This window comes from Enterobacter sp. K510, from assembly GCF_055804875.1.
Genome location: NZ_JBNRLQ010000007.1, coordinates 68696 through 80486, shown reverse-complemented (window position 1 = coordinate 80486; position 11791 = coordinate 68696). Strand labels below are relative to the sequence as shown.

The following is an 11791-nucleotide window of genomic DNA, read 5'->3' as shown; positions in this document are numbered from 1 at the left end:
TGCTATCGACGACCAACCGGCATGTCCAAAAAAAGAATCGGGCTTCGTTCGCTATTGATCATCCTCTCTGTGGGCAGCGTCACGCTGACCTCCCTGCTTCTGCTCAGCACGCTGTGGCTCATACAGAAAGAAAATATTGAGGACAGCCTGCTGCGCAGCAATATCGCCTATGCGCGCAAACTGGCGGACACCACCGACGGCTACTTTTCCACAGCGCAGCGCGAACTGGCCTACAGCGCACAGCAAATCAAAACGCTGCGCGATGAGGATAATCTGCATCGCGAAGCGGAACGGTTACGCCTGCAATCCGGATTTTTTAACTCGGTGGTGATCGTCACCTCCCAGGCGGTGGTGGCTGCCGCCTCGCCTGAAAGTCTGGGGCTGGTCGGGCAAAAGCTCACCTCTGACGCCACCAGGCGCGCCATCGCCCTTAAACAACCCTTTATTTCCAGCCCTTTTATGTCAGCTGCCGGAAATTATGTGGTGTTTATCTCCCAGCCGCTTTATGCCGCTGACGGACATTATCTCGGCTTTGTCGGCGGCTCTATCTATCTGAAAAAGCCGAGTATGCTGAGCAATATTATCAGCCAGCATTTTTATGAAGATGATTCTCAGGTGAGTATTGTCAGTAACGATGGCAAAGTTATTTATAACCACGATCCGTCCCTCGTCGGTGGCCATATCGCGGTTAATCCTGATCTTAAAGATAAATTAATCCACGAACAGAGCGGTAAATATTTACTGACTCATCAGGGACAGGAATATCTGCTCGGCTATGCCAGCCTGAAGGCGACCGGCTGGAATGTTTTTATTTACGGTACCTCAGATAATGTGCAGCGTATTCTGGCGCTGACGGCGGAAAACGCCACCTGGATCCTGCTGACGCTGATCAGTCTGATGATCACGCTGGTGGCCTGGCTCTCCTCGCGTATCTCCGCGCCGCTGGAAAAACTGGCGGAACTGACGCGCTCAGAGGACAGCACCCGCACGCTGAAAGCGCTGCCGGGGATCCAGGCCTGGTATGCGGAGGCGGCGAATCTGCGGGAAGCGGTGTATCACCACGTGCTGATGATGGTCAACCGGGTCAGCGCGCTGAACGACGAGGCGATGACCGACCCGCTCACTGGCCTGTATAACCGTCGGGGTTTCAGAGAGATGACCCGCCGCTACCGGCACAGCGATCACCACTGCCTGCTGGCGCTGGATATCGATCACTTTAAGGTGATCAACGACGAGCACGGCCATGACGCCGGGGATGCGGTGCTGATAAGCCTGGCGGTATTGCTGAAAGCCGTCTGCCGCGAGAGCGACATTATTAATCGCTTCGGCGGTGAGGAGTTTGTGATCTTCCTGCCGGACACCTCGTTGAGCGAGGCCATCGCGCTGGCGGAGCGTATCCGTAAAACGGTGGAAAACACCGATTTCCCGTACACGCACAAGATGCGGCTTTGCGGCGGCGTGGTCAGTTTGCAGGATGAAGGTAACGATATGGAAGCGGCGCTGCGGCGGGCGGATGTGGCGCTTTATAATGCCAAAGCCAGCGGCCGCAACCGCGTGATGTTCAGCAAAGGCGATGAGATTTACCCTCACCAGGCGGGATAACGGGCTGGCAAGCCAGCCCGCGTCTGTCAGTGCTGCAAAATATACATCGTGCGGGTGTAAGCCACGTCTTCCGGATTGTTAATCGGATAGCCTTTCAGCCAGGGTTTGATCAGTCGTCCGTTACTGTACTGGTAGATAGGCGCAATCGGCGCTTTTTCGGCAATGATTTTTTCCGCTTCGTTATAATCGGCATTACGCGCTTCCGCAGTGGTTTCCTGCGCGGCCTGATTCAGTACTTTATCGTAAGCCGGATCGTTAAAGCGCGAAATATTGCCGCTATGGCTGGAAGCCAGCAGCGACAGGAAAGTTGACGGCTCGTTGTAATCCCCCACCCATGACGCGCGGATCACATCAAAATTGCCGGTGTTGCGGCTGTCGATGTAGGTTTTCCACTCCTGGTTTTGCAGCTTCACATCCACGCCCAGATTTTTCTTCCACATCGACGCCACCGCAATGGCGATTTTCTGGTGCGTTTCCGAGGTGTTATACAGCAAGGTCAGATCCAGCGGGCGCTGCGGGCCGTAACCTGCCGCCTGCAACAGGGTTTTCGCCTGCGCGTTCCGCTCTTCCTGGCTCATGGAAGCAAAAGGCGATGGCGAAGCTTTAAACCCGGCCGTCACGTCCGGCGTGAAATGCCACGCGGGTTTCTCGCCGGTGCCCAGCACTTTGTCCGCCATCAGCTGGCGGTCGATGGTCAGGCTTAACGCCAGACGCACACGCGGATCGGCGGTCGGGCCTTTCTGGGTGTTAAAGGCGTAATAATAGGTGCCCAGCTGCGGCGGCGTGTAGACCTGGCCCGGAATGTCTTTCATCAGCTTCTGATAGAGGTTTTTCGGGAAGGATTCGGTGATATCAATATCGTCCGCCAGATAGCGTTTGGTGGCGGCGCTCTCCTGGTTGATCGGCACAAAAGTGACCTGCTGGATCACCGTACGGGCATTGTCCCAGTAATTGACGTTCGGCACCGCCACCAGTTTTTCGTTCACCACGCGATCTTTTAATACATAAGCGCCGTTACCGATGAGCTTGCCGGGCTTCGTCCACTCCGCGCCCTGCTCCACATTCGCTTTCTGTACCGGATAAAACGCGAAGCTGGCGGTCAGATTGGCAAACCAGGGCAGCGGTTTATCAAGCTGAACGCGCAGCGTGTGGGGGTCAACGGCAGTGACGCCGAGCTTGTCCGGCGTGGCTTTGCCGTCAATGATGTTTTGCGCATTGCTGACGCCCGCCAGCGCCGCAAACCAGGCGAATGGCGAAGTGGTTTTCGGATCGACCAGCCGCTGCCAGCTGTAGACAAAATCCTGCGCGGTCACCGGCGTGCCGTCCGACCATTTTGCATCGTCGCGCAGAGTAAAGGTCCAGACGCGGTTATCGTTGCTCTGCCATTTGGTGGCGACGCCGGGCACCAGCTCGCCCTTCTCATTCTGATTCACCAGCCCTTCGAACAGATCGCGGATCACCTGGATTTCCGGCAGGCCAACGGCTTTAGCCGGATCCAGTGATGCAGGCTCGTCTTTAATGTGGCGCACCAGCACCTGCTTTTTCGCCAGCACTGCGCCCGCTGGCACCTCGGCGGCAACAGAAAGCGACGAAAAGCTGCACATCAACAGCGCACAACAGGTTAGCGAAACGGAATGTTTCATGAGATCCCCTCAAAAGTAGGTGCCGGCCGGCGAAAGATGAGGTAATTATTTGTTTTAACAACTGGGAAAGCAAACATATCCCTTCAGAAAATAACGATTTGAAAAGGATCGTGTTTTGCTTAACACTTTTAACCATCACCCGACAGAGTAAGGATGTCTATGTCCGTTTCCCTTCCGCGCGCCGAACGAGGGGCTTTTCCCCCGCTGACGGAACATTATGGCATCTCCGGGCTTGGGGCGCCGCTGATCTGGTTTCCCGCGCCGCAGGCCTCGTCGGACAGCGGGCTGATCATTGCCGGTACCCATGGCGATGAAAATGCCGCCGTGGTTACGCTGTCATGCGCGCTGCGGACGTTAAGCCCGCAGTTTCGTCACCATCATGTGGTGCTGGCGGTGAACCCGGACGGCTGCCAGCTCGGTTTACGCGCCAATGCGAACGGCGTCGATCTGAACCGCAACTTTCCGGCGGCCAACTGGCGGGCCGGGGACACGGTGTATCGCTGGAACAGCGCCGCCGAGGCGCGGGATGTGGTATTACAGACCGGCACGACGCCCGGCTCCGAACCGGAAACGCAGGCGCTGTGCCAGTTGATCCACCGTATTCATCCGGCATGGGTGGTGACCTTTCACGATCCGCTGGCCTGTATTGAAGATCCCGCGCAAAGCGAGCTGGGGGCGTGGCTGGCGCAGGCGTTCGCCCTGCCGCACGTCACCAGCGTCGGCTATGAAACGCCCGGCTCTTTTGGCAGCTGGTGCGCCGACATTGGCCTGAACTGCATCACCGCCGAGTTTCCGCCCATCTCAAACGATGAGGCGAGCGAAATCTATTTGCAGGCGATGATGGATCTGCTGCGCTGGACGCCTCAGAGGTGAAGCTGACCGGTGGAGAAGCGCAGCCCCGGCTCCACGTCCACCGCCAGCCAGGTCGGGCCATCCAGATCGGCGAAACGCACTTTTCCCGCCAGCGGCAGCGCCGCGCTGATGGCCCGCGAGGTGCAGAGCATACAGCCGAGCATCAATCCCAGCCCCTGCGCTGAAGCGGCGTCCGCCAGCGCCAGCGCCTCGGTCAGGCCGCCGGTTTTATCCAGCTTGATGTTGATCATCTCATAGCGGCCCTGCAAATTTTGCAGGCTGCTGCGCGTGTGGCAGCTTTCATCGGCGCAGATGGGCAGCGGATGGATAAAATTCGCCAGCATGGCGTCATCGCTGGCGGGCAGCGGCTGCTCCAGCATCGCCACGCCCAGATCCGCCAGCAGCTGGCAGCGTGCCGCCAGCCCTTCGCTGTGCCAGGACTCATTGGCATCGACAATCAGGGTGGCGTCGGGCACCGCCGAACGTACCGCCACCAGCCGTTCGCTGATAAAAGTATCATCGAGCTTCACCTTCAGCAGACGCGCGCCCTTCTCCCACAGCGCCGCCGCGCTGGCCGCCATCTGCTGCGGCGTGCCGATCACCACCGTTTGCGCGGTGGTCACCGTGCCCGTCAGCGGCACGTGCAGGAGATCCATCAGATTCTGTCCTGCGCGACGCGCCTCCAGATCCCACAGGGCGCTGTCCACGGCATTACGCGCCGCGCCAGGCGGCAGGAGCGATTGCAGATCCTGACGCGTCAGCCCGCCTTCCAGCTGCGGCACCACGGTCATGATTTGCGCGATCACCGAGGCATCGCTTTCACCATAGCGCGGATAGGGCGTACATTCGCCCACTGCCCGCACACCATTCTCTTCCAGTTCAACCACCACCACCCGCGCTTCATTGCGGCTGCCACGCGAGATCACAAAGGGCGTATGCAGCGGCCAGTTCTCTTCATAAACCTTGACGGTTCTCATTCCGTTACTCCTCAGGCGCGATGTGGACAGTATAGTGATGAAAATAGGTTTGCCGAGTTCCTGAATAATCCCGTAAACTAGCCGCGACGTTAACTATATGTAAACAGGAAGCTATTTATGTCACAACTCGTTCATTTTCAGGGCAATCCGGTCGCTGTTGCCGGCACCATTCCCCAGGCTGGCAGCAAAGCGCCGGCATTCACGCTGGTGGCAAAAGATTTAACGGATGTCACGCTGGGCCAGTTCGCGGGCAAACGCAAAGTACTGAATGTCTTCCCGAGCATTGATACCGGCGTCTGCGCCGCGTCCGTGCGCAAATTCAACCAGCTCGCCACCGAGATGAAAGACACCGTTGTGCTGTGCATCTCTGCGGATCTGCCGTTCGCCCATTCCCGTTTTTGCGGCGCGGAAGGCCTGAGCAACGTCATCACCCTTTCCACCCTGCGTAATGCAGAGTTCCTGGAAAACTACGGTATCGGCATCACCGAAGGCGCACTGAAAGGCCTGGCGGCCCGTGCAGTTGTGGTGATCGACGAGAACGACACCGTGCTGTTCAGCGAACTGGTGAACGAAATCACCAACGAACCGAATTACGACGCCGCGCTGGCTGCGCTGAAAGCGTAATTTCAGGTTAGTTCGCCCGGCGGCGCAGGCTTGCCGGGCTTATCCATTGCACCCGGCACTCATTTCCCGCTTACTCCTCGCCCTTCTTCTGGCTTAAGCCGTATTCCCGCAGCTTATTGGCAATCGCCGTATGGGATACGCCAAGGCGTTTCGCCAGTTTGCGCGTGCTAGGATAGCTCCGGTAGAGCTGCGTCAGCACCGAACGCTCAAAGCGGCTGGTGATGTCATCCAGCGAGCCTTCCATCGCCTCTTCGCCCACCGCCAGGCTACCGGCGTCATAATCGGGCAGTAAAATATCCTGCGAGCGTAACTCATAACCTTCCAGCTGCGTCAGCGCGCGATAGATGGCGTTCTTAAGCTGACGCACGTTGCCCGGCCAGCCATAGCGCATCAGCACCGTATTCAGCTCGGCGGACAGTTTCGGGCGCGGCACGCCCTGCTCATCGGCAAAACGCGCCACGAAAAGTTCGGTCAGCGGCATGATATCCTGCGGACGATCGCGCAGCGGCGGCAGATTGAGCGTCAGCACGTTCAGACGATAATAGAGATCTTCCCGGAACAACCCTTTCTGCACCAGTTCCACGAGGTTTTTCTGCGTGGCGCAAATTACCCGCACATCCACATGCACCTCATGATCTTCCCCGACGCGGCGGAACGTGCCGTCATTAAGGAAGCGCAGCAGTTTGACCTGCATGCGCGGCGACATTTCGCCGATCTCATCCAGCAGCACCGAGCCGCCGTTTGCCTGCTCGAAAAAGCCTTTTTTGCCTTCCGGCGCGTGACCAAAGAGTTCGCTTTCCACCGCATCCTCCGGAATGGAGGCGCAGTTTAATGCCAGATAAGGCTTAGCAGCGCGAGGGCTGGCAAGATGACAGGCGTGCGCCAGCAAATCTTTGCCGGTACCGGTATCGCCGACGATCAGCAGCGGCGCGGTAAGCATCGCCAGTTTGCGGGCCTGATCCACCACCTGACGCATTTTCGGGCTGACGGCGACGATCTGGCTGAAGGCGCTGACGTCCTGGGTGGTCATATTTTGCAGCTGGCGGCCCATGCGGATGGTCGAACGCAGCATCACCACCGCGCCGGTCAGCACCGGCGTCCCCGCTTCGCCTTCCAGATGCACCGGAGTGATTTCCATCAGGAAATTTTGCCCGTTGATCACCACATGTTCGTTATGGGACGCCTGCGGATTACCCTCCAGCCAGCGCTGGAAATTAAAACCAGGGATAAGCTGCATCGCGGTATGGTTGCGCAGCTTTGCCTGCTCAAGCGCGAACAGCTGGCAACTGGCCGGGTTCGCCAGCTCCACTTTGCATTTCATATCGACCGAGAGCACTGGCTCCGGCAGCGCTTCCAGTAAGGCGCTGAGCGCCAGATGTTCACGCTCCGACGGCATCCACAGTACGGTGCGCACGTCGGTGACGCCCGCGATACGGCGGATCTCCGCCATCAGGCTGCTGAAGGTGGTGAACTCCAGTTCAGCAAAATTAAGGTAGATGCGACCGATAGGGTCGATTTCGATACCGCGCAGATCTATGCCGCGTAATACCAGCAGATCGAGCAGCTCGCGGGCCAGACCAAGGCGGTCTTCACAAAACACTTCCAGACGCATGAGGGCTTCACCCTGAATAGTTAACGTATGATGAAATGATAAGCCACTTATTGGCTGGCAGGAAGCTGTCTGTCAACAAATATTGACAGCCTGACGGAAAAACAGGCACTCAGGCGTAAAGTTATAGGTTCAGGGCATGTTCTGCGTCAGCTCACGGGCCAGCGCGAGGAAGGCCGCCAGCCCCGCCGAGGGATGACGCCGTCCAGGATAATAGAGACACAATCCGGGGAACGGCGGCGTCCACTCCTCCAGCAGGCGCACCAGCCGTCCGGCGCGCAGGTCATCAATAATGTCCTGTTCCAGAAAGAAGCCGATGCCGACATCCTGCAATACCGCCGCCCGCACCAGCGAGGCCTCGTCCAGCGTCAGCGGCCCGCGCACCTCCGGCAGTACGACCTCGCCCTGCTTTTCCAGATGCCAGCGGTACAGAGATCCATCGGGTAGACGTACCCGAATACAGGAGTGCGCCAGTAAATCCATGGGTTTGAGGGGACGGGGATGTCGGGCCAGATAGGCGGGGGACGCCACCACCGCAAAGCGCTGCGGTTGCCCCAGCGAGACGGCAATCATATCAGCGGGGATCAAATCGGCGACGCGCACGCCAATATCAAAGCCTTCCGCCACAATGTCGACGAGTTTGCCTTCGGTGACCAGATCCACATGCATCTCCGGAAAGCGGCGCAAAAACTCCAGCACAATGCTGTTGAGCAGCGTACGGGCGGCAAAGGGCGGCGCGTTAATGCGCAACACGCCCGTTGGGGTTTCCCGCCGGGAGCGCACCGCGTCCAGCGCGTCATGCACGCCCTGCAACGACGGCCCCATGCGCTCAATAAAAAGCCGCCCGGCATCGGTCAGCGCCACGCTGCGGGTAGTGCGATTGAACAGCCGCACACCAAGAGTGGCCTCGAATTTTGCCACCATATGACTCAGTGCCGTGGTGGATACGCCCAGTTCAATAGCCGCCGCCCGGAATGTTCCCCGGCGGGCAATAGCCATCACTGCGTCCAGATCTGACAGTGCAATACGCGACATTATCCCGCTCCTTTCATCACGGCATCCCGGTTTGTCCCGATTGTTTAAATTATAAAGCCTTCTTAAAGTGAACGGACACACTACAGGAGAAAAACGTATGCATGATTTTCTGGCACTGACTGACAAACGCGTCCTGATCACCTCTGGCACTAAAGGCGCAGGCGCGGCCACCGTAGCGCTGTTTCGCGAGCTGGGCGCGCAGGTGATGACCTGCGCCCGCCATCATCCGGACGATCAGGCGAGCAATCTGTTTGTCGCCGCCGATCTCACCACCGAAGCGGGCTGCGCGCAGCTGGCAGAGGCAGTACAGCAACGGCTGGGGGGCGTGGACGTCATCGTGCATATGCTGGGCGGCTCCTCATCGCCAGCCGGAGGGTTTGCAGCGCTTGATGACGCGCAATGGCAGCGGGAGCTGGCGCTCAATCTTTTCCCTGCCGTCCGGCTGGATCGTCTGCTGGTGCCGGGCATGGTGAGTCAGGGCAGCGGTGTGATCGTTCATGTTTCGTCTATTCAGCGCACATTGCCATTGCCGGAGGCCACCACAGCCTACGCCGCTGCGAAAGCCGCACTGTCCGTCTACAGCAAAAGTTTGTCCAAAGAGATATCGCCGAAAGGCGTGCGGGTAGTGAGCGTGTCGCCGGGGTGGATTGAAACCGAAGCTGCCGTGCGTCTGGCAGAACGGCTGGCGGTGCAGGCAGGAACTGATTATGACGGCGGTAAAAAAATCATTATGGATGCGCTGGGGGGTATTCCGCTGGGACGTCCGACGCGGCCGGGGGAAGTCGCGAGCCTGATTGCGTTCCTGGCCTCCGATCGCGCTGCCGCCATTAACGGCACCGAGTACGTTATTGACGGCGGCACCATCCCGACGGCGTAAATCAGGCCGCTGGTTTCCCCTTTTGCAGCGTCTCTTTCATCTGGCTGATGAGCTGGCGGCGGAAATCGCCAAGGCGCGGTTTGTCATCGTCGATCCATGGCAGCGGGCGACACAGTTCCATCGCCTTGATGCCGAGGCGCGCGGTGAGCAAACCCGCGCCTATGCCCTGCGCCGCACGGGCGGAAAGCCGTGCCGCCAGATCCTGCGACACCCAGTCCATGCCCACTTCACGCACCAGTTCACTGGCACCGGCAAAGGCAATGTTTAACAGCACCAGACGGAACAGGCGCAGACGGCTGTAATAGCCCAGCTCAATGCCGTACAGCCGGGCGATGCGGTTGATCAACCGGATATTACGCCAGGCGATAAACGCCATGTCCACTAGTGCCAGCGGGCTGACGGCGATCATCAGGGTGGATTCCGCCGCCGAGCGGCTGATCTCCCGCCGCGCCTGGGCATCAAGCACCGGCTGCACCAGATGGGCATACAGGGTGACGATCTCGCGATCGCTCTGGGTTTCATGAATGGCGGCGTACCAGCGCTGGAGCGCCGGATGGGATTTATCAATGCCCACCTGCTGCGCCAGTTTTTCGCAGAAAGCCCGGCCCCTGCCCGCGCCGTGGCTGTGCAGCAGATCGCGCGCTTCATCCCGCTCCTGCGCCCGCTCGCGCAGCCGCCACAGCCGACGCCATTCAGTGGCCACCGATCCGACGCCAGCGCCGATAATCAGCGCCCCTGCGGCACAGCCGCCGAGCGCCACCCAGTCCTGCGTCTGCCAGGCATGCATTGTCCACTGTACGCCCTGGCCGACCACGCTTGCGCCGAACAGCGCCAGACCGGCCATTACCATTTTACGCCACAGGCTGCGGCGCGGACGCAGCGCCGCGTCGATCACCGCTTCCGGTTTGTCATCCACGAGTAGCGTGTCATCGGTGACGGCTGGGGCGAAATTATCGGCTTCCGGCCCGGCAAACGTCTGCGCGGTTTTGAACGTCTCAGCCTGCTCTGATTCCAGCGGACCGGCAAAGTCGATGCGCGGTTTTAAAGGTTCATTCATCGCAGTTTATCTCCTATTAAAAACTCCAGCGCCGCATCCAGACGGATATGCGGCAGCGGTTTGTCCACATCCATGACCTGCGGGCGAAACGCCTCAAACTGAAAGCCCTGCTTTTCCCAGAACGCCTGTCCCGGCAGCCGCGCCGGGACTTCGCCGGGATAGACCGTCAGCGGCGCGCCATCGCTTAACCGGTTGCCGCGCAGGGCGGGAATTTTCTCGCCCCTGACGTCAATCAGCCCGCTTTGCGTCGCCTGTACGGCGGCAAGCCCCATGCAGTCCATGCTGATGCCTTCAAAGGCGGCGTTTTGCCAGGCGTCCTGGATCAGCTGCTGCAACAGCGACACCATATTGGCGTGCTGGTCGAGGGTCACATGGTCGGCTTTAGTAGCGGCGAACAGGAGTTTGTCGATCACCGGCGAGAACAGACGGCGGAACAGCGTGCGCTGTCCGTAGTGAAAACTCTGCATTAGCTGCGTGAGCGCAAGGCGCATATCGTTAAACGCCTGCGGCCCGCTATTCAGCGGTTGCAGACAGTCGACCAGCACGATTTGCCGGTCAAAGCGCAGAAAGTAGTTTTTATAAAAGCCCTTCACTACTTTTTCGCAGTAGTAGTTGAAGCGCTCGCGCAGCATACCGGCGTTGGTGCTTTTATCCGCCTGCGCCAGTTTCGCTTCGCCGCTGACGTCCACGTCCGGCCACGGAAAGAATTGCAGCGCGGGGGCACCCGCCATATCGCCGGGCAGCACAAAACGTCCCGGCTGAATAAAATGTAGCCCCTGCTGTTTGCACTGGTGCAGATAGTCGGTCCAGGCGGCGGCGATTTCCGCCAGGCGGTTTTCATCGGCGGGCGCCAGCGGATCGAGACCGTCGCACAGTTGCCGCCAGCGGGCAGACCACTCTTTTCTGTGACCCTGTAACAAACCGGTCATTTGTCGCGACCAGGTCAGGTAATCCTGCGCCAGCATCGGCAGATCCAGCAGCCATTCACCCGGATAATCGACGATTTCCAGATACAGCGTGGAAGTGTCTTTAAAATGGCGCAGCAGGGAGTCATTAGAACGATAGCGCAGCGCGAGGCGCATCTCACTGACGCCGCGCGTCGGCGTCGGCCAGTCCGGCGGCGTGCCGTAAAGCTGGGCGATGCCTTCATCATAGGTAAAACGCTGAATGCCAAAATCCCGCTGCGGCACCCGTTTCACGCCAAGCAGCCGTTCTTCACGCACAACGCTGAGCAGCGGCAGACGCGCGCCGTTGTGAACATTTAACAGCTGATTGACCATGGCGGTAATAAAAGCGGTTTTCCCGCTGCGGCTAAGACCGGTAACCGCCAGCCGCAAATGGCGATCCACGCCGCGATTTACCAGAGCACTGAATTCGTTTTTTATTCTGTTCATAAGCATCCAGGTTGCATGAGGGATCCAGAACGTACAGATCAGAAGGTTTCACTACATGAGAGGCAGTATGCCATTAAAAACGGGGATAATGAGAGGTCGGGATGAAAGGCTTCACCCCGAC

10 protein-coding genes are annotated in these 11791 nt (G+C 59.0%); 4 read left to right on the top strand and 6 right to left on the bottom strand.

From position 1 onward, the window contains the following. Positions 1-21: 21 nt before the first annotated feature. Positions 22-1602 (top strand): sensor domain-containing diguanylate cyclase, encoded by a 1581-nt coding sequence (locus tag ACQUTD_RS13610; protein ID WP_072568582.1) that lies wholly within the window; start codon positions 22-24, stop codon positions 1600-1602. 26 nt (positions 1603-1628) lie between these two features. On the opposite strand, the gene ACQUTD_RS13605 is transcribed toward ACQUTD_RS13610, so the two are convergent. Then, positions 1629-3245, bottom strand: coding sequence for a peptide ABC transporter substrate-binding protein (locus ACQUTD_RS13605; RefSeq protein ID WP_072568583.1), 1617 nt, complete (start codon positions 3243-3245; stop codon positions 1629-1631). A gap of 159 nt (positions 3246-3404) precedes the next feature. On the opposite strand from ACQUTD_RS13605, the gene mpaA reads away from it, so the two are divergent. Continuing rightward, a complete protein-coding gene (mpaA, locus tag ACQUTD_RS13600; RefSeq protein WP_072568584.1) occupies positions 3405-4118 on the top strand; it encodes a murein tripeptide amidase MpaA in 714 nt (237 codons plus the stop codon). Here mpaA and ycjG read toward each other — a convergent pair. Continuing rightward, complete coding sequence (ycjG, locus tag ACQUTD_RS13595) at positions 4109-5074, bottom strand: L-Ala-D/L-Glu epimerase (RefSeq protein ID WP_318375503.1); 966 nt, start codon at positions 5072-5074, stop codon at positions 4109-4111. The two genes, mpaA and ycjG, sit on opposite strands and share 10 nt — an antisense overlap. 117 nt (positions 5075-5191) lie before the next feature. Here ycjG and tpx point away from each other — a divergent pair, with 117 nt between their 5' ends. After that, positions 5192-5698, top strand: a complete 507-nt coding sequence (tpx, locus tag ACQUTD_RS13590) for a thiol peroxidase (RefSeq protein ID WP_072568586.1) — start codon at positions 5192-5194, stop codon at positions 5696-5698. Positions 5699-5768: 70 nt separating this feature from the next. Here the strand turns inward: tpx and tyrR are convergent, their stop codons facing one another. Further along, the gene (gene tyrR / locus ACQUTD_RS13585) at positions 5769-7310 is read right to left on the bottom strand and encodes a transcriptional regulator TyrR (protein WP_072568587.1); all 1542 of its coding nucleotides are present in this window, start codon (positions 7308-7310) and stop codon (positions 5769-5771) included. A 129-nt stretch (positions 7311-7439) separates the two neighbouring features. Continuing rightward, a complete protein-coding gene (locus tag ACQUTD_RS13580) occupies positions 7440-8342 on the bottom strand; it encodes a LysR substrate-binding domain-containing protein (protein ID WP_473275941.1) in 903 nt (300 codons plus the stop codon). A 97-nt stretch (positions 8343-8439) separates the two neighbouring features. Between ACQUTD_RS13580 and ACQUTD_RS13575 the strand changes: the two genes are divergently transcribed. Beyond that, the gene (locus ACQUTD_RS13575) at positions 8440-9219 is read left to right on the top strand and encodes an oxidoreductase (RefSeq protein WP_473275944.1); all 780 of its coding nucleotides are present in this window, start codon (positions 8440-8442) and stop codon (positions 9217-9219) included. A gap of 1 nt (position 9220) precedes the next feature. Here the strand turns inward: ACQUTD_RS13575 and ACQUTD_RS13570 are convergent, their stop codons facing one another. Beyond that, a complete protein-coding gene (locus ACQUTD_RS13570; protein ID WP_473275946.1) occupies positions 9221-10276 on the bottom strand; it encodes a TIGR01620 family protein in 1056 nt (351 codons plus the stop codon). Further along, the gene (locus ACQUTD_RS13565) at positions 10273-11670 is read right to left on the bottom strand and encodes a YcjX family protein (RefSeq protein WP_473275948.1); all 1398 of its coding nucleotides are present in this window, start codon (positions 11668-11670) and stop codon (positions 10273-10275) included. Before ACQUTD_RS13565 ends, ACQUTD_RS13570 begins: the two co-directional genes overlap by 4 nt. Positions 11671-11791 lie beyond the last annotated feature (121 nt).

Coding starts and splice junctions, on each gene's coding strand:
- ACQUTD_RS13570 (WP_473275946.1), bottom strand. CDS start 10,276: ATGAATGAACCTTTAAAACCGCGCATCGACTTTGCCGGTCCGCTGGAA.
- ACQUTD_RS13580 (WP_473275941.1), bottom strand. CDS start 8,342: ATGTCGCGTATTGCACTGTCAGATCTGGACGCAGTGATGGCTATTGCC.
- tyrR (WP_072568587.1), bottom strand. CDS start 7,310: ATGCGTCTGGAAGTGTTTTGTGAAGACCGCCTTGGTCTGGCCCGCGAG.
- ACQUTD_RS13610 (WP_072568582.1), top strand. CDS start 22: ATGTCCAAAAAAAGAATCGGGCTTCGTTCGCTATTGATCATCCTCTCT.
- tpx (WP_072568586.1), top strand. CDS start 5,192: ATGTCACAACTCGTTCATTTTCAGGGCAATCCGGTCGCTGTTGCCGGC.
- ycjG (WP_318375503.1), bottom strand. CDS start 5,074: ATGAGAACCGTCAAGGTTTATGAAGAGAACTGGCCGCTGCATACGCCC.
- ACQUTD_RS13605 (WP_072568583.1), bottom strand. CDS start 3,245: ATGAAACATTCCGTTTCGCTAACCTGTTGTGCGCTGTTGATGTGCAGC.
- ACQUTD_RS13565 (WP_473275948.1), bottom strand. CDS start 11,670: ATGAACAGAATAAAAAACGAATTCAGTGCTCTGGTAAATCGCGGCGTG.
- mpaA (WP_072568584.1), top strand. CDS start 3,405: ATGTCCGTTTCCCTTCCGCGCGCCGAACGAGGGGCTTTTCCCCCGCTG.
- ACQUTD_RS13575 (WP_473275944.1), top strand. CDS start 8,440: ATGCATGATTTTCTGGCACTGACTGACAAACGCGTCCTGATCACCTCT.